23 protein-coding genes are annotated in these 22,363 nt (G+C 60.4%); 13 read left to right on the top strand and 10 right to left on the bottom strand.

What is annotated here, in order from left to right:
- The first annotated feature begins 4 nt into the window (after positions 1–4).
- The 5 genes from AC0R79_RS27635 to trpE all read left to right on the top strand — a co-directional run bounded on the left by AC0R79_RS27635 (position 5) and on the right by trpE (position 5,327).
- Positions 5–829: an ABC transporter permease gene (locus tag AC0R79_RS27635; RefSeq protein WP_085646878.1), complete on the top strand. Its 825-nt coding sequence runs from the start codon at positions 5–7 to the stop codon at positions 827–829.
- Between the two features lie 195 nt (positions 830–1,024).
- The gene (locus tag AC0R79_RS27630) at positions 1,025–2,173 is read left to right on the top strand and encodes an iron-containing alcohol dehydrogenase (protein ID WP_127800214.1); all 1,149 of its coding nucleotides are present in this window, start codon (positions 1,025–1,027) and stop codon (positions 2,171–2,173) included.
- 114 nt (positions 2,174–2,287) lie between these two features.
- On the top strand, positions 2,288–2,962 hold the full coding sequence (gene rpe / locus AC0R79_RS27625; protein WP_007918813.1) for a ribulose-phosphate 3-epimerase: 675 nt from the start codon (positions 2,288–2,290) through the stop codon (positions 2,960–2,962).
- Positions 2,959–3,777 (top strand): phosphoglycolate phosphatase, encoded by an 819-nt coding sequence (locus tag AC0R79_RS27620; RefSeq protein ID WP_007956306.1) that lies wholly within the window; start codon positions 2,959–2,961, stop codon positions 3,775–3,777. The genes rpe and AC0R79_RS27620 overlap by 4 nt, the downstream gene beginning before the upstream one ends.
- 71 nt (positions 3,778–3,848) lie before the next feature.
- Complete coding sequence (gene trpE, locus AC0R79_RS27615) at positions 3,849–5,327, top strand: anthranilate synthase component I (RefSeq protein ID WP_007956307.1); 1,479 nt, start codon at positions 3,849–3,851, stop codon at positions 5,325–5,327.
- A 69-nt stretch (positions 5,328–5,396) separates the two neighbouring features.
- Here trpE and estP read toward each other — a convergent pair whose 3' ends face one another.
- A complete protein-coding gene (estP, locus tag AC0R79_RS27610) occupies positions 5,397–7,307 on the bottom strand; it encodes an esterase EstP (RefSeq protein WP_258712429.1) in 1,911 nt (636 codons plus the stop codon).
- A 403-nt stretch (positions 7,308–7,710) separates the two neighbouring features.
- Between estP and AC0R79_RS27605 the strand changes: the two genes are divergently transcribed.
- The 4 genes from AC0R79_RS27605 (at position 7,711) to AC0R79_RS27590 (ending at position 10,991) form a co-directional block, all read left to right on the top strand.
- Positions 7,711–8,304 (top strand): aminodeoxychorismate/anthranilate synthase component II, encoded by a 594-nt coding sequence (locus AC0R79_RS27605; RefSeq protein ID WP_127800210.1) that lies wholly within the window; start codon positions 7,711–7,713, stop codon positions 8,302–8,304.
- 9 nt (positions 8,305–8,313) lie between these two features.
- A complete protein-coding gene (trpD, locus tag AC0R79_RS27600; protein WP_474732523.1) occupies positions 8,314–9,363 on the top strand; it encodes an anthranilate phosphoribosyltransferase in 1,050 nt (349 codons plus the stop codon).
- Positions 9,360–10,196 carry an indole-3-glycerol phosphate synthase TrpC gene (trpC, locus tag AC0R79_RS27595; RefSeq protein WP_007956311.1) on the top strand — a complete coding sequence of 279 codons (837 nt, stop codon included), beginning with the start codon at positions 9,360–9,362 and terminating at the stop codon, positions 10,194–10,196. Before trpD ends, trpC begins: the two co-directional genes overlap by 4 nt.
- A gap of 96 nt (positions 10,197–10,292) precedes the next feature.
- Positions 10,293–10,991 (top strand): lipoate--protein ligase family protein, encoded by a 699-nt coding sequence (locus AC0R79_RS27590; protein ID WP_375747985.1) that lies wholly within the window; start codon positions 10,293–10,295, stop codon positions 10,989–10,991.
- Between the two features lie 10 nt (positions 10,992–11,001).
- On the opposite strand, the gene crp is transcribed toward AC0R79_RS27590, so the two are convergent.
- A complete protein-coding gene (crp, locus tag AC0R79_RS27585; protein WP_007956313.1) occupies positions 11,002–11,646 on the bottom strand; it encodes a cAMP-activated global transcriptional regulator CRP in 645 nt (214 codons plus the stop codon).
- 236 nt (positions 11,647–11,882) lie between these two features.
- On the opposite strand from crp, the gene AC0R79_RS27580 reads away from it, so the two are divergent.
- Positions 11,883–12,305, top strand: coding sequence for an OsmC family protein (locus AC0R79_RS27580; protein WP_003228794.1), 423 nt, complete (start codon positions 11,883–11,885; stop codon positions 12,303–12,305).
- Between the two features lie 237 nt (positions 12,306–12,542).
- Positions 12,543–13,337 (top strand): adenosylmethionine decarboxylase, encoded by a 795-nt coding sequence (speD, locus tag AC0R79_RS27575; RefSeq protein WP_007956315.1) that lies wholly within the window; start codon positions 12,543–12,545, stop codon positions 13,335–13,337.
- A gap of 61 nt (positions 13,338–13,398) precedes the next feature.
- Here speD and coq7 read toward each other — a convergent pair whose 3' ends face one another.
- The 6 genes from coq7 to hemJ all read right to left on the bottom strand — a co-directional run bounded on the left by coq7 (position 13,399) and on the right by hemJ (position 17,874).
- Complete coding sequence (gene coq7, locus AC0R79_RS27570) at positions 13,399–14,046, bottom strand: 2-polyprenyl-3-methyl-6-methoxy-1,4-benzoquinone monooxygenase (RefSeq protein ID WP_474732522.1); 648 nt, start codon at positions 14,044–14,046, stop codon at positions 13,399–13,401.
- 107 nt (positions 14,047–14,153) lie between these two features.
- Positions 14,154–14,492 carry a histidine triad nucleotide-binding protein gene (locus AC0R79_RS27565; protein WP_007956318.1) on the bottom strand — a complete coding sequence of 113 codons (339 nt, stop codon included), beginning with the start codon at positions 14,490–14,492 and terminating at the stop codon, positions 14,154–14,156.
- Between the two features lie 80 nt (positions 14,493–14,572).
- Positions 14,573–15,361, bottom strand: coding sequence for an SDR family NAD(P)-dependent oxidoreductase (locus AC0R79_RS27560; protein WP_007956321.1), 789 nt, complete (start codon positions 15,359–15,361; stop codon positions 14,573–14,575).
- Between the two features lie 61 nt (positions 15,362–15,422).
- A complete protein-coding gene (locus AC0R79_RS27555; protein ID WP_474732521.1) occupies positions 15,423–16,373 on the bottom strand; it encodes a DUF805 domain-containing protein in 951 nt (316 codons plus the stop codon).
- Between the two features lie 70 nt (positions 16,374–16,443).
- Entirely contained in the window at positions 16,444–17,412 is a 969-nt protein-coding gene (locus AC0R79_RS27550; protein WP_127800202.1) for an NAD(P)H-dependent flavin oxidoreductase, read from the bottom strand.
- A 33-nt stretch (positions 17,413–17,445) separates the two neighbouring features.
- On the bottom strand, positions 17,446–17,874 hold the full coding sequence (hemJ, locus tag AC0R79_RS27545) for a protoporphyrinogen oxidase HemJ (RefSeq protein ID WP_007956328.1): 429 nt from the start codon (positions 17,872–17,874) through the stop codon (positions 17,446–17,448).
- Positions 17,875–18,009: 135 nt separating this feature from the next.
- Here hemJ and argC point away from each other — a divergent pair, with 135 nt between their 5' ends.
- The gene (argC, locus tag AC0R79_RS27540; RefSeq protein WP_115079390.1) at positions 18,010–19,044 is read left to right on the top strand and encodes an N-acetyl-gamma-glutamyl-phosphate reductase; all 1,035 of its coding nucleotides are present in this window, start codon (positions 18,010–18,012) and stop codon (positions 19,042–19,044) included.
- Positions 19,045–19,212: 168 nt separating this feature from the next.
- Positions 19,213–19,563, top strand: coding sequence for an iron-sulfur cluster insertion protein ErpA (gene erpA / locus AC0R79_RS27535; protein WP_003228776.1), 351 nt, complete (start codon positions 19,213–19,215; stop codon positions 19,561–19,563).
- Positions 19,564–19,635: 72 nt separating this feature from the next.
- Here erpA and AC0R79_RS27530 read toward each other — a convergent pair whose 3' ends face one another.
- Complete coding sequence (locus AC0R79_RS27530; RefSeq protein WP_474732520.1) at positions 19,636–20,727, bottom strand: anhydro-N-acetylmuramic acid kinase; 1,092 nt, start codon at positions 20,725–20,727, stop codon at positions 19,636–19,638.
- Between the two features lie 3 nt (positions 20,728–20,730).
- The gene (locus AC0R79_RS27525) at positions 20,731–22,155 is read right to left on the bottom strand and encodes a peptidoglycan DD-metalloendopeptidase family protein (protein ID WP_127800198.1); all 1,425 of its coding nucleotides are present in this window, start codon (positions 22,153–22,155) and stop codon (positions 20,731–20,733) included.
- Positions 22,156–22,363: the final 208 nt, after the last annotated feature.

The following is a 22,363-nucleotide window of genomic DNA, read 5'->3' as shown; positions in this document are numbered from 1 at the left end:
TGAAATGCTGAGTCCTTATATGTCGCCCGTCGAGCGGGTGTGGTTCTACAGCTTGCGGATCCTCTGCGGCTTGATCCTGTTGTTCCTGATCCTGCCGGTGCTGGTGATCGTGCCGCTGTCGTTCAACTCGGGCAGTTTTCTGGTGTACCCGCTGCAGGGTTTTTCGCTGCAGTGGTACCACGACTTCTTCGCCTCGGCGGAATGGATGCGCGCATTGAAGAACAGCATCATCGTCGCCCCGGCCGCTACCGTGCTGGCAATGGTGTTCGGCACGCTGGCGGCCATCGGCCTGACCCGTGGCGACTTCCCCGGCAAGCCGCTGGTGATGGCGCTGGTGATTTCGCCGATGGTGGTGCCGGTGGTGATCATCGGTGTGGCCAGTTACCTGTTCTTCGCGCCGCTGGGGCTGGGTAACAGTTTTTTCTCGCTGATCGTGGTGCACGCGGTGCTCGGTGTGCCGTTCGTGATCATCACGGTGTCGGCGACCTTGCAGGGGTTCAACCATAACCTGGTGCGGGCGGCGGCCAGTCTTGGCGCCTCGCCATTGACCACGTTCCGTCGGGTGACCTTGCCGCTGATTGCGCCGGGGGTGATTTCCGGGGCGCTGTTTGCCTTTGCGACCTCGTTCGATGAGGTGGTGGTGACGTTGTTTCTTGCAGGTCCCGAGCAGGCGACGTTGCCACGGCAGATGTTCAGCGGGATTCGCGAGAACCTGAGTCCGACGATTGCGGCGGCTGCCACTTTGCTGATTGCTTTCTCGGTGATTCTGTTGCTGACGCTGGAGTGGTTGCGTGGGCGGAGTGAGAAATTGCGTACTGCTCAGGTCTGAACCCCCTCGATGATTGTTCCCTCGCTCCGCATTCCAGCTTCCGAATGGAACGCGGAGCGTCCCTGGCTGCATTCCCACGCAGAGCGTGGGAACGATCATCCGGGTTGTCTGCCATTCATGCGCTGAATGACAGACAACCCGAATTCCCCAGCTACGCTTGTGCTCAGCTCCCACATCTATAAGAGGCTGCGCACGATGAGTCTTTCCTCGTTCAAGATTGCTCACAAACTGATCACCGGCGCCGGGGCCATCGAGCAACTCGCGGCCGAACTCACCCGGCTGGACATCGACAACCCGCTGATCGTCACCGATGCCGCGCTGGTCAAGTCCGGCACGGTGGCGCTGGCGCTGGCGCAGATCGGCGAGCGCGAGTACGAAATCTTCGACCGGGTGCTGCCGGATCCGGAAATCGCCATCGTCGAGGATTGCATGCGTGTCTACCGAGAGGGCGGGCATGACGGTCTGATCGGCCTCGGTGGCGGCAGTGCCATCGACATCGCCAAGAGTGTTGCCGCCTATGCCGGTTATCACGGCGCGCTGGAAGATCTGTTCGGCGTCGATCAGGTGCCGCGCAAAGGCCCGCCGCTGATCGCCATCCCGACCACGGCCGGCACCGGTTCTGAAGTGACCAACGTCGCCATTCTGTCGGACAAGGTCGCTCAACTGAAGAAGGGCATCGTCAGCGATTATCTGTTGCCGGACGTGGCGCTGGTCAGTCCGCAAATGACCCTGACCTGTCCGCGCAGTGTCACCGCCGCCAGTGGTGTCGATGCGCTGGTGCATGCCATCGAATCCTACCTGTCGCTGAATGCCTCACCGATCACCGATTCACTGGCCATCGGCGCGATCAAGTTGATCGCCCGGTCATTGCCCAAGGCCTACGCCAATCCCTCCAACCTGCAGGCCCGGGAAGACATGGCCACCGCCAGCCTGATGGCCGGCATGGCGTTCGGCAATGCCGGGGTCGGCGCGGTGCATGCGCTGGCGTATCCGCTGGGCGGGCGTTTCAACATTGCCCACGGCGTCAGCAATGCGTTGCTGCTGCCGTATGTCATGACCTGGAACAAGATGGCCTGCGTCGAGCGGATGCAGGATATCGCCGAAGCCATGGGGGTGAAGACCGCTCATCTGAGTCTCAATGAAGCCGCCGACAGCGCCGTCGCGGCGATGACCGAACTGTGCGCGGCGGTAGAAATCCCGCTGGGCTTGCGCAGTTTCGGCGTGCCCGAAGAAGCGATCCCGGCCATGGCCGTAGAGGCCGCCGGGATCGAGCGCCTGATGCGCAACAACCCGCGCAAGCTCAGTGCTGCCGACATCGAGAAGATCTACCGGGCGGCCTACTGAGAATCTGTCGGCCGCCGGTCATGGCACAACCCAATCATCGCGGTCACGGTGCGCGCGCGGAAACTTGAGGTATACAATGCGCGCCATCGTGATTTAGCTCAGAAAAGGTGCGTCATGCAGCCCTTCGTTATTGCTCCGTCGATTCTCTCCGCCGACTTCGCCCGCCTGGGTGAGGAAGTGGACAACGTTCTGGCCGCCGGTGCCGACTTCGTCCACTTCGATGTCATGGACAACCATTACGTACCGAACCTGACCATCGGCCCGATGGTCTGCGCCGCGCTGCGCAAGTACGGCGTGACCGCGCCGATCGACGCGCACCTGATGGTCAGCCCGGTGGATCGCATCGTCGGCGACTTCATCGAAGCCGGCGCCACCTACATCACCTTCCACCCGGAAGCCACGCTGCACGTTGATCGTTCGCTGCAACTGATCCGTGAAGGCGGCTGCAAATCCGGCCTGGTGTTCAACCCGGCGACCCCGCTGGACGTGCTCAAGTACGTGATCGACAAGGTCGACATGGTCTTGCTGATGAGCGTCAACCCGGGCTTCGGCGGGCAGAAGTTCATTCCCGGCACCCTCGATAAGCTGCGCGAAGCGCGGGCGATCATCGATGCGTCGGGCCGTGACATCCGCCTGGAAATCGATGGCGGCGTCAACGTCAACAACATCCGTGAAATCGCTGCCGCTGGCGCCGACACTTTTGTGGCCGGCTCCGCGATTTTCAATGCGCCGAACTATCAGGAAGTCATCGACAAGATGCGTTCCGAACTGGCGCTGGCCCGCCCATGAGCGGTTTTGAGCAGCTGTTCCCGGGGCAACTGCCGCGGTTGGTGATGTTCGATCTGGATGGCACGCTGATCGATTCGGTACCCGACCTGGCGGCGGCTGTGGATAACATGCTGCTCTCCCTCGGGCGCAAGCCTGCCGGTATCGAGTCGGTGCGCGAGTGGGTCGGCAACGGTGCGCCGGTGCTGGTGCGCCGCGCGTTGGCCGGCGGCATCGATCATTCCTCCGTGGATGACGTCGAAGCCGAGCATGCGCTGGAGGTGTTCATGGAAGCCTACGGCGCCAGCCATGAGCTGACCGTGGTCTATCCCGGCGTGCGCGACACCCTGAAATGGCTGCACAAACAGGGCGTGGCCATGGCGCTGATCACCAACAAGCCGGAGCGCTTCGTCGCGCCGCTGCTGGATCAGATGAAGATCGGCCGCTACTTCAAGTGGATCATCGGCGGCGACACCCTGCCGCAGAAGAAGCCCGATCCGGCGGCGCTGTTCTTTGTCATGAAGATGTCCGGTATCCCGGCCTCGCAATCGCTGTTCGTCGGCGATTCGCGCAGCGACGTGCTGGCGGCGAAAGCAGCGGGGGTCAAATGCGTTGGGCTGAGTTATGGCTACAACCATGGCCGGCCGATTGCCGAGGAATCCCCGGCGCTGGTGATCGACGATCTGCGCAAGCTAATTCCCGGTTGCCTGGATACTGCCGCTGAGATAACGTTGCCCGACGCTTCTCAATCCCCTTCTGGAAACGCCATCGTGGTGGTCACCCGCAAACTCTGGATGAAAGTCATCAAGGCCCTGGCCCGCTGGCGTTGGCGCGCCTGACTTGTTCCTGGCCGGCCTGCCGGCGCGTTTGCACACCTGACTGATTTGCCCCTCACACCACGAGGCACCCTATGATCCGCGAAGAATTCCTGCGTTTGGCCGCTGACGGCTACAACCGCATCCCGCTGGCCTGCGAAACCCTGGCCGACTTCGACACCCCGCTGTCGATCTACCTGAAACTGGCCGACCAGCCCAACTCCTACCTGCTCGAATCGGTGCAGGGCGGCGAGAAATGGGGCCGTTACTCGATCATCGGCCTGCCGTGCCGCACCGTGCTGCGGGTTCATGATCATCACGTCAGCATCACCGTCGATGGCGTCGAGACCGAAAGCCACGATGTCGAAGACCCGCTGGCCTTCGTCGAAACCTTCAAGGCCCGCTACAACGTGCCGACCATTGCCGGTCTGCCGCGCTTCAACGGCGGCCTGGTCGGCTACTTCGGTTACGACTGTGTGCGTTATGTAGAGAAGCGCCTCGGCAAATGCCCGAACCCGGATCCGCTGGGCGTGCCGGACATTTTGCTGATGGTCTCCGATGCGGTGGTGGTGTTCGACAACCTCGCCGGGAAGATGCACGCGATCGTGCTGGCCGACCCGGCGCAGGCCGATGCCTACGAGCAGGGCCAGGCGCAATTGCAGCAACTGCTGGAAAAACTGCGTCAGCCGATTACCCCGCGCCGTGGCCTGGATTTCAGCAAGCAGCAGGCGGCCGAGCCGGTGTTCCGCTCCAGTTTCACCCAGGACGACTACGAAAAAGCCGTCGACACCATCAAGGAATACATCCTCGCCGGTGACTGCATGCAGGTCGTGCCGTCCCAGCGCATGTCGATCGACTTCAAGGCTGCACCGATCGATCTGTACCGCGCGCTGCGTTGCTTCAACCCGACGCCGTACATGTACTTCTTCAACTTCGGCGATTTCCACGTCGTCGGCAGTTCGCCGGAAGTGCTGGTGCGGGTCGAAGACAACCTGATCACCGTGCGCCCGATTGCCGGCACCCGTCCTCGCGGCGCCACCGAAGAGGCCGACGTGGCGCTGGAAGAAGACCTGCTGTCCGACGACAAGGAGATCGCCGAGCACCTGATGTTGATCGATCTTGGTCGCAACGACACCGGGCGCGTATCGGAAATCGGCTCGGTGAAACTCACCGAGAAAATGGTCATCGAGCGTTATTCCAACGTGATGCACATCGTGTCCAACGTCACCGGCCAGTTGAAGGCCGGGCTGACGGCGATGGACGCGCTGCGGGCGATCCTGCCGGCGGGCACCTTGTCCGGCGCGCCGAAGATCCGCGCGATGGAAATCATCGACGAGCTGGAGCCGGTCAAGCGTGGCGTGTATGGCGGCGCGGTCGGCTACTTCGCCTGGAATGGCAACATGGACACCGCGATTGCGATCCGCACCGCCGTGATCAAGAACGGCGAGCTGCACGTGCAGGCCGGTGGCGGCATCGTCGCCGACTCGGTGCCGGCGCTGGAATGGGAAGAAACCATCAACAAGCGTCGGGCGATGTTCCGCGCTGTTGCATTGGCCGAGCAAACCCCGGACTGAGTGATTGATGACTCAGCCATAAAAAAACGCGGCGCCTGTGAGGGCGCCGCGTTTTTTATGGCCTGCGAATCAGAAGTCGAGCGCTACGCCGACGTTGATCCCTTGCTGGGTGAAGTCGTCATCCTTGCGGATGTCGTAGCTGGCGCGCAATGCCAGATCCTTGGTGAGGTTGTGGCTCACGCCCAGGTTCAGGCGGTTCAGGTTGGTCTGAGGGGCATAGCCGGCCAGGGTGTAGCGGTTGTTCGGCAGGCTGTTGAGGTTCATCGTCACATTCTGGGTGTCGTCGTTGTACTCGCGCTCATGGGCCAGTTCGCCAAACACCTGGGTCTGCGAGGTGATCTGGTACTTGCCCTGGATCCCGAGACCGAGACGGCGGGAGATGCGCGACTGGTCATCGAACGTCAGTGCAGTGGAGTCGGCGCCGTTTTCCGAGTAACCGTCGACTTCAACCTTGGCAAAGTCGGCACTGACGAATGGCGACAGGTGCCATGGGCTGCTCGCTTCTGGCGCAATGTCGTAACCCACGCGTCCACTGAAGGCCAGAACATAGCCGTCGGTGTCGCCTTTCTCGCCGCGTTCGTTGACCCCCAGCTGGAATTTGCGTTTGAGGCTGTCGTAATCCAGATGCCCGGCAGTCACGGCGGCGTCACCCCACCAGCGGTTCTGCTGGTACTGGGCGAACGCGGTGCCCAGATAAGTGTTCAGCTTGTAGTCGGAGTCGTTGTCGCCGGCTTCGAGTTTCTGGTTGTAGAAACCGGCCGCCACGCCCACACGCCAGGCGTCGTTGAGACGGTAGCTGCCGCCGATGTTCAGGTTGTAACCGTTGCCGTCGGCGCTGGCGCCGCTGCGCTGGCTGTCGAAGTCCTGATGCTGGCCGCCGCCGGCGACAATCGCCCGCCATTGGCCAACGGCCTGCCAGTTTTCCCAATCCGCCAGCCACTGATTGCGCAGTTCATCCTGATGCGAGCGCAGGGTGCCTTGGGCCATTTGCGGCAACAGAGTCGCTTCCCATGGCGCGGCCAGCAGCGAGTAGGCGTAATCGGCAATCAGGCGCTGCCCGGCTTCGGTCGGGTGGACGGCGTCGTTGTAGATCAGCTTGGTCGGATCCGGGGTGGCGCTGTTGATCCCGTACCGCGCGTTCTCCGTGCAACTGTTGCCGCTGAAGCAGGTGCCGACCAGATTCTGGTCGGTCGCCAGGCCGAACTGCGCCGGATTGGCGAATGCCTCTTTGAGCAGAACCGGGACGTTCAGCGGAATGACGTTGGCATTGACGCTCTGCAACTGGCTGACCAGTTCGGTGTTGAACTGGGCGCTGAGTTGCGAGGTGAAGGCTTGTAGCGGCGAGCCGTTGATGGCCGGGGTCAGGCCGATGTCCGGCAACAGCCAGACCATGATGTAGCGGGCGCCGGCGCCTTGCAGCGTGCGTACGCTGTCGACCAGTCGATCGGCGGCGGCATTCGCCTGAGGAAGACTGGTGACGCGGCCCTGGAGGAAGTCGTTGCCACCCCCGGTCAGGTAATACAGGGCATTCGGGTCGGCGCGGAAACCGTTCGACGGCAAATAACCGGCGCGGGTGCGTTCGCCGGTGGCGGACTGGCTGGTGATCGAGTCGAGAATCTGGTCGGTGCGGTAACCGCCGACGGCCCAGTTGTTACCGTCCGGCTGACCTTGGCCGGCACGTACCGCTGAGGACGAGGAGGCGGTTTGATCGGGGGTGAAGCCGAGGCGGCCACCGAGCAACTGGGTGGAATTGAGTGAGTAGAACTCACCGCTGCCGTCCTGATAGTTCGGACCGGTGCGGTTGGTGTAGCGTTCGGTGGCGCCGGCCGGGCCGCCGCTGTCGGTGAAAGTCCCCGCATCACTAAGGCTGTCGCCGAAGACCACGAAATTCGAATAAGGATTGGGTGCGGCGTTCGCCTGGGCGCAGGCCATCGCGAGCAGGCATCCGGCGAGCGGTACAAACAACGTCTGTTTGATCATGAGCAAGTCCGTTTATTTATTGTTGTAGTGAACGAAACGACAGTACCAAAAACTTCCGGCGATTTGCCATCGGTCGTCAACCCTCCCATTGTTTTATCCCCCACGGCCCCGGCCATATTGCACGCTCCGCCCAGCTAAGTTACTGTGCCGAAACGTATGAACGAGACCTTCCCCGTGTTGATCACCAGCAAACTTCTGGATCAAGTCATCAAGGCACACGCCCGCTGGCGTTGGCGCGCCTGAATCTTTTCTGCCGGCCCCGCCGGATCTGTATCGCTTTGCCTTCCTTGCCCGTTTGAAATGCCGCTGTGCCGATGCGACCTGCGCGTCCGCCAGTGTGCAGCGCCCTGGCAAGTCATCCGAAGGCTGTCTTCAAGTCAGAATTCAAGAGGTTCGAAACGCCATGTTGCTGATGATCGACAACTACGACTCCTTTACTTACAACGTTGTGCAATACCTCGGCGAGCTGGGTGCCGAGGTCAAAGTCGTGCGCAACGACGAACTGACCATCGCCGAAATCGAAGCGCTCAACCCTGAGCGGATCGTCGTATCCCCGGGCCCGTGCACACCGACCGAAGCCGGCATTTCCATCGAAGCCATCAAGCATTTCGCCGGCAAACTGCCGATCCTCGGTGTCTGCCTCGGTCACCAGTCCATCGGCCAGGCTTTTGGCGGCGATGTCGTCCGCGCTCGCCAAGTGATGCACGGTAAGACTAGTCCGGTATTCCACGAGGACAAGGGCGTGTTTGCCGGTCTGAACCGCCCGCTGACCGTCACCCGCTATCATTCCCTGATCGTCAAACACGAAACGTTGCCCGATTGCCTGGAGCTGACGGCGTGGACCCAGCACGATGACGGTTCGGTCGACGAAATCATGGGCCTGCGTCACAAGACCCTGAACATCGAGGGCGTACAGTTCCACCCGGAATCGATCCTCACCGAGCAGGGCCACGAACTGTTCGCCAACTTCCTCAAACAAACCGGCGGCGCGCGCTAAGGACTTTCCATGAATATCAAGACAGCCCTGAGCCGTATCGTCGATCACCTCGACCTCAGCACCGATGAAATGCGCGACGTGATGCGCGAAATCATGACTGGCCAATGCACGGACGCGCAGATTGGCGCGTTCATGATGGCGATGCGCATGAAGAGCGAGAGCATCGACGAGATCGTCGGTGCCGTGTCGGTGATGCGCGAGCTGGCGGACAAGGTCGAACTCCAGACCCTCGACCGCGTGGTCGATGTGGTCGGTACCGGCGGTGACGGGGCAAACATTTTCAACGTGTCGACCGCATCTTCCTTTGTGGTCGCCGCGGCTGGCTGCACCGTGGCCAAGCACGGTAACCGCGCGGTGTCGGGCAAGAGCGGCAGCGCCGATCTGCTGGAAGCCGCCGGCATCTACCTCAACCTGACCCCGGTTCAGGTGGCGCGCTGCATCGACAACGTCGGCATCGGTTTCATGTTTGCCCAGACTCACCACAAAGCCATGAAGTATGCCGCCGGCCCGCGTCGCGATCTCGGCCTGCGCACGCTGTTCAACATGCTCGGCCCGCTTACGAATCCGGCCGGTGTGAAACATCAGGTGGTGGGCGTGTTCACCCCGGCGCTGTGCCGGCCGTTGGCTGAAGTCTTGCAGCGTCTGGGCAGCAAGCACGTGCTGGTTGTGCATTCGAAGGACGGTCTGGACGAATTCAGTCTGGCGGCGCCGACGTTTGTCGCCGAGCTGAAGGACGATCACATCACCGAATATTGGGTCGAGCCGGAAGATCTGGGCATGAAGAGCCAGAGCCTGCACGGCCTGTCGGTCGAAGGCCCGGAAGCGTCGCTGGCGCTGATCCGCGATGCACTGGGCAAGCGCAAGACCGAGAACGGTCAGAAGGCTGCAGAAATGATCGTGCTCAATGCCGGTGCGGCGCTGTACGCCGCCGACCTGGCGACAAGTCTGAAAGAGGGCGTGGCACTGGCCCACGACGCTCTGCACACCGGTCTTGCTCGGGAAAAACTCGAGGAGTTGGGTGCCTTTACCGCGGTATTCAAAGTGGAGAATGAGGGATGAGTGTACCGACGGTTCTGGAAAACATTCTGGCCCGCAAGGTTCAGGAAGTCGCCGAGCGTAGCGCCCGTGTGAGCCTGAGCGAGCTGGAAAGTCTGGCCAAGGCGGCCGATGCACCCCGTGGTTTTGCCCAGGCATTGCTGGCGCAGGCCAAGAAGAAACAACCGGCAGTGATCGCCGAGATCAAGAAGGCGTCGCCGAGCAAGGGCGTGATCCGCGAGAACTTCGTTCCCGCCGACATCGCCAAAAGCTACGAGAAGGGCGGGGCGACCTGCCTGTCGGTGCTGACCGATATCGACTACTTCCAGGGCGCCGATGCCTACCTGCAACAGGCCCGTGCGGCCTGCTCGCTGCCGGTGATCCGCAAGGACTTCATGATCGATCCGTACCAGATCGTCGAAGCCCGTGCCTTGGGCGCCGATTGCGTGTTGTTGATCGTCTCCGCACTGGATGATGTGAAAATGGCCGAACTGGCGTCGGTCGCCAAAGACGTCGGCCTCGATGTGTTGGTGGAAGTGCACGACGGCGATGAGCTGGAGCGTGCGCTGAAAACCCTCGACACGCCGCTGGTCGGGGTCAACAACCGCAATCTGCACACCTTTGACGTCAGCCTGGAAACTACCCTCGACCTGCTGCCGCGCATTCCGCGCGATCGTCTGGTCATCACCGAGAGCGGCATCCTCAACCGTGCCGATGTCGAGCTGATGGAAATCAGCGACGTTTACGCGTTCCTGGTCGGCGAAGCGTTCATGCGCGCCGAAAGCCCGGGCATCGAACTGCAGCGTCTGTTCTTCCCGGAGCGCGGCGTTCCGGTGAGCGGTTCGACCCTCGACTGATCGAGTCTTCGCAGGCGCCCGTCCCCCTGTGGGAGCGGGCTTGCCCGCGAAGGCGGCATAAGATTCACCTCAGACTCAACGTCCTATGGAAACCTTATGATCCCCACATCCCTGACCATCGAAGCCGGCCTGCAAGCCGAACAGGATCTGCTGGCCTCGGTCTGCGCTGGTGATGCCGAATTCGGCCTGCTGTTCTGGCAGCCCAGCGATCGCGCTTTGGTCATGCCGCGCCGTTTGAATCGCTTGCCCGGATTCGATCACGCCTGCGAAGTCTCCGCTGCTGCGGGTTGGCCGGTGTTGCTGCGTGAAACCGGTGGCGAACCGGTTCCGCAATCGGCGTCGACCATCAATATTGCACTGGTCTACGCACCGCCTCGCAGCGAAGGCGATCTGAACCGCATCGAAACCGGTTACCGGCGATTGTGCGATCCGATCTGTGAGTTGCTGGATGAGTTGGGTGGCGCTTCGTCGTTGGGTGAAATCGACGGTGCGTTCTGCGATGGGCGCTTCAACGTCAATCTCGATGGCCGCAAGATGGTCGGCACCGCGCAGCGCTGGCGCCAGAGTCAGGGTGGTCAGCGTCCGGTGGGATTGGTGCACGGTGCGATGCTGGTGGATGACGAACGTGAGTCGATGGTCGCGGCGGTCAACCGCTTCAATGAGGCGTGTGGCCTGGAGCAACGGGTACGTGCCGCCAGCCACATCGCTCTGCATGAAAAATTCCCGGCGCCCCATGCACTGGCGCGTCTGGATGAACTCTTTCGTTTGATGCTGGCGCAGATCTACGCGGGCTGAGCTTTAGAGCTCAGCGAGTGCCGAAGACCACCATGGTCTTGCCCTTCACATCCACCAGGTTGCGTTCCTCAAGATCCTTGAGCACGCGACCGACCATCTCTCGCGAGCAACCGACAATCCGGCCGATTTCCTGACGGGTCACCTTGATCTGCATGCCGTCCGGGTGAGTCATCGCATCCGGTTGTTTGCACAGCTCCAGCAAACAGCGAGCAACACGACCGGTGACGTCGAAGAATGCCAGGTCGCCGACCTTGCGTGTGGTGTTGCGCAGACGTTGTGCGATTTGTCCGCTGAGGACGTAAAGAATGTCCGGATCCTGTTGCGACAGTTCGCGGAACTTGGTGTAGCTGATTTCCGCGACTTCGCATTCAACCTTGGCCCGCACCCAGGCGCTGCGCTGCTGTTCCTGGCCGGCTTCTTCGAAAAGACCCAGCTCGCCGAAGAAGTCCCCGGCATTCAGGTAGGCGATGATCATCTCGCGGCCGTCGTCATCCTCGATCAGGATCGTGACCGAACCGCGGATGATGAAGTACAGCGTGTCGGAGCGATCCCCGGCGCAGATGATGTTGCTCTTGGCCGCGTGACGCCGGCGCTGGCAATGCATCAGCAGCTTGTCGAGGTTCTTGATTTTGGGTGTGGGGGTAATACCAACCATGGTTGTATCCCGAAAAGACTGCACGGTTATATTTGGTTTTTATATGAGGCGCTGAGGCGGTCGCTACACAGTCTGGCGAAGGCGCCAGTGAATTGGCGCCAGCTTACCAGACACTTCGTCGAAATTTCGAGAAATCACCTACGTTAAAGGTGCATTCGTCCCAGGAACGTGCTCGCTGTCCGGGCGGGGCCCTGTGCTAAGCTGGCGACCCTTTTTTCTACAGTGGAGTCTTGGCGATGAAGGCACGCATCCAATGGGCTGGCGAAGCCATGTTCCTCGGCGAATCCGGCAGCGGTCATGTCGTGGTCATGGACGGTCCGCCGGACGCCGGTGGTCGTAACCTGGGTGTCCGCCCGATGGAAATGCTCCTGTTGGGCGTCGGTGGTTGCAGCAATTTCGACGTGGTCAGCATTTTGAAGAAGTCCCGTCAGGCCGTTGAAAGCTGCGAAGCCTTTCTGGAAGCCGAGCGCGCGACCGAAGATCCGAAAGTGTTCACCAAGATCCACATGCACTTCGTGGTCAAGGGCCGTGGCCTGAAAGAAGCCCAGGTCAAACGCGCCATCGAACTGTCTGCCGAGAAGTACTGCTCGGCCTCGATCATGCTTGGCGCGGCCGGCGTAGCGATCACCCACGACTACGAAATCGTCGAACTCGGCTGAGCCGACATTCAACTATCATAAAAGCAGTGCAGACTCTGGCGATCCCCCGCTGACGTCTGCATAATGCGCCACTTTTTTCAGGGCCGTGATCAGTCAACCGACGGGTCATCCGCCTGAACAGATAACCAAAATCGCCATCGCGAAGAGGTGTTAACCGTCCTACGCAGGTGCGTTGTTCGCACTTGACGGGCATGCTTGATCACGCGGCCGTGCCGCATACATAGAGAGTTTTTAACGGTGAAAAGCAAACTCAAGCTCCACGGGTTCAATAACCTGACAAAGACCTTGAGCTTCAACATCTATGACATCTGCTACGCGGAAACCCCGCAAGACCAGCAGGCTTACGTCGAGTACATCAATCAAGAGTACAACGCCGAACGCCTGACGCAGATCCTCACGGAAGTTGTCGAAATCATTGGTGCCAACATTCTGAACATTGCGAGTCAGAACTATGAGCCTCAGGGTGCCAGCGTCACGATTCTGATCTCGGAAGAGCCGGTGACCCCGACCGAAAGCCAGATCGAAGAGTCCCCGGGCCCGTTGCCCGAAATCATCCTGGCTCACCTCGACAAGAGCCACATCACGGTGCACACCTACCCGGAAATCCATCCGGACGCCGGTATTGCGACTTTCCGTGTGGACATCGACGTGTCGACCTGTGGTGTCATTTCACCGCTCAAAGCGCTCAACTTCCTCATTCACCAGTTCGATTCGGACATCGTGACCGTGGATTACCGTGTGCGCGGCTTCACCCGTGACGTTGAAGGCAACAAGCACTTCATCGACCACGAGATCAACTCGATCCAGAACTACCTCTCCGAAGACACCCGCGACGCGTACCAGATGACCGACGTGAACGTGTACCAGGAAAACCTGTTCCACACCAAAATGCTGCTGAAGAACTTCGAACTGGACAACTACCTGTTCGGCGATGCCACCAGCAACCTGTCTTCCGAGCAACGCGCTCAGGTGACCGAGCGTGTGAAACACGAAATGCTGGAAATCTTCTACGCGCGCAATATGCCGAGCTAAGAAATCCGGGCACAAAAAAAGGCGACTGCTTTGCGGCAGTCGCCTTTTTCATGGGCGTTTTTCAGATCCGGTAAGTGCTCTTGGTCATCACTTTGGCCAACAGGCTCATGCCGAACTTCACCGGCGCCGGGAAGCGGAAGCCGCCGGCCTCCAGTGCGCTTTCCGCGTGATGTTCTTCATCTATACGCATCTGTTCCAGAATCGCCCGGGATTTTTCGTCCTCGGCCGGCAGTTGTTCCAGATGCTCGTTCAGGTGCTTGCAGACTTGATGCTCTGTGGCGGCAACAAATCCGAGGCTGACCTTGTCGCTGATCAGCCCGGCGACAGCACCGATGCCGAATGACATACCGTAGAACAGTGGGTTGAGCACACTGGTGTGGCTGCCCAACTGGTGAATACGCTGCTCGCACCAGACCAGATGATCGATCTCTTCTTCGGCCGCATGCTCCATGGCCTCGCGCACCTGCGGCAACTTGGCGGTCAGCGCCTGGCCCTGATACAGCGCCTGGGCGCAGACTTCACCGGTGTGGTTGATGCGCATCAGGCCGGCGACGTGGCGGGTGTCCTCATCGCTCATCTGCACATCGGGCTGCACGATTGCCGGCGACGGACGGTACGGCTGGCCGCTGAAGGGCAGCAAGGTACGCATCGCGGCATCGGCTTGCAGCAGAAGACGATCAATGGGCGAATAGTCACGTTGGGTAGTCATGCTGACCTCCGGGAAGAATCTCGGCGGCCAGTTTAACCGAATCGGCCGGGGAAGGTTTGCGCTGGGTCATGTGGGAGCAGGGCGCTCCCACCGATCTCTGGGTTCAATCAGCCCGGAGGCCAGTTCATCTGGCGTTGACCGAGCACGTGCATGTGAATGTGGTAGACCGTCTGTCCGCCCATTTCATTGCAGTTCATCACCACCCGGAAGCCTTCCTCGCAACCCAGTTCCAGCGCCAGACGCTGGGCGGTGAACAGGATATGCCCGGCCAGTGCCTTGTCGTCTTCGGTCAGGTCGTTGAGGGTGCGCACCGGTTTCTTCGGGATCACCAGGAAATGCACCGGTGCCTGTGGGGCGATATCGTGGAACGCCAGAACCTGGTCGTCCTCGTAGATGATCTTCGCCGGGATTTCCCGGTTGATGATCTTGGTGAACAGAGTATCCACAGCTGTTTTCTCCGTTGTTTGGGCTGGCCTGAGTGTACCCACGAGGGCTCACCGCGCCCAGCCATTTGCCTGCCGGCCCTTCAGCGCGGGCAGTAAGCCTTGTTGACCATGCCGACAATCGTGCGATTGAGCCAGCGCGAACCGAGCCGAGGCAGAAAGGCGAACCAGCGGTTTCGGCGTCCGGGAATGATGATCGCGCGGTTTTTCTCCAGGGCGCGCACGGTATACAGCGCGACCTCCTCGGGACTCATCAGCAATTTGCTGGCGTTGAGTTTGTCGTTGTTCAGTTGTGCGGTGCGAAAGAACGCGGTGCGGGTCGGGCCGGGGCAGAGTACCGACACCTTGACCGCACACTTCTTCAATTCCACCCGCAGTGCTTCCGAGAAATGCAGAACATACGCCTTGCTGGCGTAGTAGGTGCTCATCCACGGCCCGGGGTTGAAGGCTGCCACCGACGCGACGTTGAGAATCTGCCCGCCACCCTGCAACGCCATGCTGTTGCCGATGGCATGGCAGAGGCGGGTGAGGGCGAGGATGTTCACTTCGATCAGATCCTGTTCGGTCATCCAGTCCTGGGCCAGGAACGGGCCGCAAGTACCGATGCCGGCGCAATTGACCAACAGATCGATCTGCCGATCGCCTTCTTCAAGCTCCAGCAGAAAACCGGACAGGCGCAGCGGCTCACCCAAGTCACAGGCGCGGAACAACACTTCAACGCCGAAGCGCTGGGTCAGTTCAATCGCAATGCTTTCCAGCTGATCACGCTGGCGAGCCACCAGAATCAGGCTGCGGCCGCGGCGCGCCAGGGCTTCGGCCATGGCCAGGCCGATGCCGCTGGAGGCGCCGGTGATCAGAGCGTAACGGGTCATGCAAATCTCCATCGCAACAGCGCCGCGCCGTGGACGCAGGTGTCACGGCGGGGAGCGTTGTTCATTCTTTCGCAGAGTCTACAGGTGCGAGGGCGGCTTCGGCTGCATCGTCTGCCGAATTCGCGGCGGGCTCGACTTCCACATCGATTTCATCGGTGGTTACCGAACCGCTCTCGTAGCTGCTTTCAAGACTGCTTTCGTATTCCTGCTGGATGGCTGTGATCCCGCCCAGCATGCCACCCACAAAGAACAGCCCGATAAACACGATCCACAGCGAGCACAGCACTTTGACTGCCGTGCTGTTCGGCGGAGGTGGTGGGCCATAGCGGTTGGCGCCGGTATTGCCCGGCACGACCATGATTACCAGCGGGAAGAAACTGCCCACGAACGGCACCAGCGTCAGCAGCCAGAGCCACCCGGACCAGCCAATATCGTGCAGGCGCTGAATGCTGAACAGGATGCCGACGATCGCGAAGGCCAGAAACAGGAAGAAGGCGAGGAGACCGCCGATGATCAGGCCGGTGGTCGAGTCGGCGCTCACCAGGCCCAGGCCGATCAGCGCGAATACGCTGACGATTGGCAGGGAGACCAGGCTCAACACCATCGACCATGCAAGGTAACGCAAGCGGCCGATCCGCCCTTCAACGCTGAGCGGCTTGAGAGGCGCAAATGCCGGCAGGCTTTCACCGACGGTGGCGCGAGGGGGCGCATAAGGTGAATCGGGTTCGGTGACGGCGGCGCTTTGCTCGTGGACATCCGACAGGTTCAGTTCGATGGGCGTTTCGGTTTCGATCCGGGCATCGATCCCGGTCTTGCCCAGCGCTTGCAGGTAGGTCTGCGCATCGCTGTGGGACAGATCACGCTTGAGCGCGACGGTGCGACCATTGAACAGGCGCTCGATGGCGGCGACATCGCTTTTGAACAGATCGGCCAGGTTGAGCTTGGCCGTGGTGATATCGACGCCGGGCTGGAGCGCACCGTCGAAAACGATCTTGTAACGGGGTTCGCTCATGGCCGGGGCATCCTTGTCGCGAGATAAATTGAGTCTAAGGCCAGTCAGACAGCGACTGGCCGGGTTTCATTCAACGTGGCCAGCGTTTCGGCAGTTGCGCTGCGTGCTCCAGGGCCTGGCGGTATTCCTCATCGAGACGCGCCACCAGTTGATCCACGCTTGGCAGATCGTCGATCTGGCCTACGCCTTGGCCCGCAGACCACACGGTTTTCCAGGCCTTGGCTTCGTCGTTGATCGGCTTGAGCTTGTCGCCGAAATTCACTTCACCCTTGCCTTGCAGGGCTGCCATGTCGAAACCGGCGGCCTCCAGGCTTTGACGCATGAAACTGGCCGGTACACCGGACACGGCAGGAGTATGAATGATGTCGGCGGCTTTGGCAGTCAGCAGCATTTCCTTGTAGGCGTCAGGCGCATGACTTTCAGTGGTGCCGATAAATCGCGTGCCGAAGTAGGCCAGATCCGCGCCGAGCAGTTGTGCGGCGAGAATCTCATGCCCGTGGTTCAAACATCCTGCAAGCAACAGGGTCTTGTCGAAGAACTCGCGGATCTCGGCAATCAGCGAAAACGGGCTCCAGGTCCCGGCGTGACCACCGGCGCCGGCTGCGACGGCGATCAAACCATCGACACCGGCCTCGGCGGCTTTCTCGGCATGGCGGCGGGTCGTCACATCGTGGAAGACCAGGCCGCCGTAACTGTGCACGGCGTCTACCAGTTCCTTCACGGCTCCGAGGCTGGTGATGACGATGGGGACTTTGTGCTCGACGCAGATGTTCAGGTCAGCCTGCAGGCGCGGATTGCTCTTGTGAACAATCAGGTTCACCGCGTACGGCGCCGGGTTCTCCAATGTCGCCAGCCCCGCTTCGATCTGCTCAAGCCAGGCCTTGAACCCGCTGCTTTCGCGTTGGTTCAGCGCCGGGAAGCTGCCAACCACGCCGTTGCGACAGCACGCCAGCACCAGTTCAGGATTGGAGATCAGGAACATCGGCGCCGCCACTACGGGCAGGCGCAGACGTTGTTCGAGCAGAGCGGGCAGCGACATCGGAAGTACCCCGGAAAGTTGTATTTGTTGAAGTTAGAACGGCTTGACCACGACCAGAATTACGATAGCCAGCAATATCAGAACCGGCACTTCATTGAACCAGCGATAAAAGACATGGCTGCGGGTGTTCTCGCCACGAGCGAAACGTTTTACCTGCGCGCCGCACATGTGGTGGTAACCGATCAACAGCACGACCAGGGTCAGTTTCGCGTGGATCCAGCCACCGCTGCTGAAGATGCTCGGGTTGAGATAGATCAGCCAGCCGCCGAAGATCAGCGCGGCGATCATCGCCGGGCCCATGATGCCGCGATACAGCTTGCGCTCCATGATGCTGAAGCGTTCCTTGCTGATCGTGTCTTCACTTTGCGCGTGATAAACGAACAGTCGCGGCAGATAGAACAGCCCGGCAAACCAGCACACGATGCTGACGATATGAAGCGCTTTGATCCACAGATAGAGCATTTTTGGTTATTCCCTAATTCACGGTAGGCCGGATAGTAGAGGCTTGAGCGTCCGCACGTCACCTTGACGGTTGTCGCAGGGGCGCGCGGCCCCTATTATCGACGGCTTTCCAGTGGGTTCGTTGAGGGCAGGTTTATGGTCAAGGTCGGTATCGTCGGCGGCACGGGTTACACCGGTGTCGAACTGCTGCGTCTGTTGGCACAGCATCCGCAGGCAGAAGTGGTAGTGATCACTTCCCGATCCGAGGCCGGTCTGGCCGTGGCTGATATGTACCCGAACCTGCGCGGTCACTACGACGGTCTCGCATTCAGCGTGCCGGACATCAAGACGCTGGGCGCTTGCGACGTGGTGTTCTTCGCCACTCCGCACGGCGTCGCCCACGCACTGGCCGGCGAACTGCTGGCGGCAGGCACCAAGGTCATCGACCTGTCGGCAGACTTCCGTCTGCAGGACGCCGATGAATGGGCCAAGTGGTACGGCCAGCCGCACGGCGCGCCAGAGCTGCTGGACGAAGCGGTTTACGGCTTGCCGGAAGTCAATCGTGAGCAAATCAAGAAAGCACGCCTGATCGCGGTGCCGGGTTGCTATCCGACCGCGACGCAGCTGGGTTTCCTGCCGTTGCTTGAAGCGGGTATTGCCGACGCTTCGCACCTGATCGCCGACTGCAAGTCCGGTGTCAGCGGTGCCGGTCGTGGTGCTGCCGTAGGCTCGCTGTACTCCGAGACGTCGGAAAGCATGAAGGCCTATGCGGTGAAAGGTCACCGTCATCTGCCGGAAATTCGTCAGGGGCTGCGTCGTGCTGCAGGCAAGGACGTCGGTCTGACGTTCGTGCCGCACCTGACGCCGATGATCCGTGGCATTCACTCCACGCTCTACGCGACTGTAGTGGATCGCTCGGTGGATCTGCAGGCGCTGTTCGAGAAGCGTTATGCCAATGAGCCGTTCGTCGACGTGATGCCGGCCGGCAGTCATCCGGAAACCCGCAGCGTGCGTGGCGCCAACGTCTGCCGCATCGCGGTTCACCGTCCACAGGATGGTGATCTGGTGGTGGTGCTGTCGGTGATCGACAATCTGGTCAAGGGCGCGTCGGGTCAGGCGGTGCAGAACATGAACATCCTGTTCGGTCTGGATGAGCGCTTTGGTCTGTCCCACGCGGGCATGCTGCCGTAACGACTGATCTTGCTTGGCAAAAAGGCCCGTCTGACGGGCCTTTTTACATTCTGGTCGGTTGATCAGCTTTATTGATATACCGTAACAATAGTTGACCGATTTTCTAGGACAAGCGGATAATGCGCGTCATCACGCATTATGGCGGCGTAACGCCGGGAGATAGTCAGCATGAGCGTCGAATCCTTCACCCCCACGGCTTTGCAATTCACTCAAGGTGCCGCGCACAAGGTGAAGAGCCTGGTCGATGAAGAGGGGAATGATCGCTTGAAGCTGCGCGTATTCGTTACGGGCGGCGGTTGTTCAGGGTTTCAGTACGGCTTCACCTTCGATGAAGATGTGGCCGAGGACGACACCATCGTCGAGCGCGAAGGCGTCAGTCTGGTTGTCGATCCGATGAGCTTCCAGTACCTGGCAGGTGCCGAGGTGGATTATCAGGAAGGTCTGGAAGGTTCGCGTTTCGTGATCAAGAACCCGAATGCCACCACCACTTGTGGTTGCGGCTCCTCGTTCTCGATCTGATCGCGCTTCACCGAACACAATAAAACGCCGCAGAGCCTCACGGTTCTGCGGCGTTTTGTTATCTGCGATTTGTCAGTTGGGGTAGATGGCGCCGAGCACGCGCAGACCTTTGGCGCCGGTGACGCTCGGGCGGTTGGCGGCAATGCCTTCCAGACAGCAGTGGGCCAGCCAGGCGAAGGCCATGGCCTCGACCCAGTCCGGATCGACGCCCTGGGTCGATGTGCTGGCGACCTTGGCGTTGGGTAGCAGGTCGGCCAAGCGCTTCATCAGCGTGGCGTTGTGGGCGCCGCCGCCGCAGACCAGGAGTTCTTCGGTATTCGATTGAGCGCTTTGCAGCGATTCGACGATGGTCAGCGCCGTCAGTTCGAGCAGCGTCGCCTGTACGTTTTCGGGCGCGAAACCTGGCAGGCGGGAAAGTTGCTGCTCCAGCCAAGGCAGGTTGAAGACTTCTCGGCCGGTGCTCTTCGGGCCTTGGGTCACGAAAAACGGATCGCTGAGCAGCGCTTTCAGCAGGGTCGGCTCGACCTTGCCGCTGGCTGCCCACTGCCCGTTACGGTCGTAGTTCTCGCCAAGTTGCTGATGAATCCAGGCATCCATCAGCACATTCCCCGGCCCGCAGTCGAAACCGGCTACAGGCTTGTTCGGCTCAATCAGACTGAGATTGCTGAAACCGCCGACATTCAGGACCGCGCGGTTGCCGGTAAGCTCTTCGAATAGCGCTTCATGAAAGGCAGGAACCAGCGGCGCGCCTTGTCCGCCAGCGGCCACATCGCGGCTGCGGAAGTCACTGACGACTGTAATGCCGGTCAGCTCGGTCAGCAGGGCAGGGTTGCCGATCTGTACGGTGAAACCACGCGCCGGTTCATGGCGAATGGTCTGGCCGTGGCTGCCGATCGCGCGAATGGCTTCAGGCCTGAGCTGTTGCTGTTCGAGGAGGGTATGGATCCCTTGCGCGGCGAGCTTCACCCAGTTCTGCTGGGCAATCGCCGAACGGGCGATTTCGTCAGGGCCGCTGGCGCACAAGCCAAGCAGCTCGGCGCGCAGGGTTTCAGGCATGGGGATGTAATGCGTGGCGACCAGATTGATCGCCGAGGATTGCTCGATCAGGGCGATGTCCAGCCCGTCGAGACTGGTGCCGGACATCACGCCGATATAAAGAGCCATGGCTTAACGTTTGCTCGAAGCCAGCATGGTGGCTTTTTCCTGGTCCATGCGAGCCATCAGTGGCTGGCTCTGTGCCAGGAAGCGGGCGCGTTCGGATTTGGCGATAGGGTCGGCCATCGGCAGCTTCTGGCCCAATGGATCGACGTGAACACCGTTCACCTGGAACTCATAGTGCAGGTGCGGGCCGGTGGACAGGCCGGTGGTGCCGATGTAACCGATCACCTGGCCTTGTTTGACGGTGCCGCCGGTCTTCACGCCCTTGGCGAAGCCCTGCATGTGGCCATACAGCGTACGGTAAGTGTTGCCGTGCTGGATGATCACGGTGTTGCCGTAACCGCCGCGACGGCCGGCCAGCAGCACTTTGCCGTCGCCGGCAGCCTTGATTGGCGTACCGCGTGGGGCGGCGTAGTCGACGCCCTTGTGGGCGCGGATCTTGTTGAGGATCGGGTGTTTGCGGCCCATGGAAAACTTGGAGCTGATGCGGGCGAAGTCCACCGGTGTACGGATGAACGCCTTGCGCATGCTGTTGCCATCGGCGGTGTAGTAGCTGCTGTTGCCCTGCTTGTTGGTGTAACGCACGGCGGTGTAAGTCTTGCCGCGGTTGGTGAAGCGGGCGGACAGGATCGGACCGTTGCCAACGGCTTTGCCGTTGACCACTTTCTGTTCATAGATCACATCGAACTCATCGCCCTGGCGGATATCCTGGGCGAAGTCCACGTCGTAGCCAAACACGCTGGCCATATCCATGGTCAAGCTGTGGGACAGGCCTGCGCGGGCGGCGGACTGCGACAGCGAGCTGTTGATCACACCGTGCACATAGGCGGTGCGAACAGTCGGTTTGGCGGTAACGCGGTTGAACACATAACCCTTGTCGTTCTTGGTCAGGGTGATGGTTTCAACGTCGCTGACCTTGCTGTGCAGGTTGGTCAGCTGGCCTTGTGGGTTCAATTCGAATTCGAGTTTCTGGCCATGTTTGAGCTGGCTGAACTGCTTGGCTTGTTTGTCGCTGGCCAGCACTTCATGCACGGCCGCGGCCGGGAGGCCGACTTTCTCGAACAATGTAGAAAGCGTATCGCCCTTGGAGACGATCACTTCCCTGTGATTTGGGGCCTTCTTTTCTTCGACTACCGGTGTCGGTGCTGGTGCAGCCTGAGCGGTTTCCTGCGTCTCTTCTGTGCTGTTTTCGATCTGCGCGAAAGGGGAGGCTACAGGCTCATTTGTGGCTTGAGTCGCGTCGGCAGCGTCTTGATCTTGTGTCAGTTGTTCAGCAGGACTTTCCAGTTCAAGGCTCAGCGTTGTCTTTTTGGCTTCAACATCACTGGATGGAAACACCAGGAGCGCCAGGCTGAGAAGGGCGGCGATCCCACTTGCGGCGAGCAGGTGGGTCTTCGGGTAAAGCGGTGGCGCTTTAGACGGTTCAGTGGTCATAAGTAATTTGACTTTGAAAAAGATGAATTGGAAAAGATGAATTGGAAAAGATGAATGACATGATGAAGATGAAATAACTGTATAAAATATAACCAAATCATCCCTGAAGCAAGTCTGTGGACGCCCTGTCTGTGGATTGGCGTCCGTGCGCCGGGCAAAACTTGTATTTGGTGCGCGATCTTGTATGGTTGGTTCCCTTTGAATCTGA

It is taken from the genome of Pseudomonas sp. HD57-3, assembly GCF_056113135.1.
Note: the sequence above shows the minus strand (reverse complement) of the source record. Positions and strands in the feature narration are given on the sequence as shown.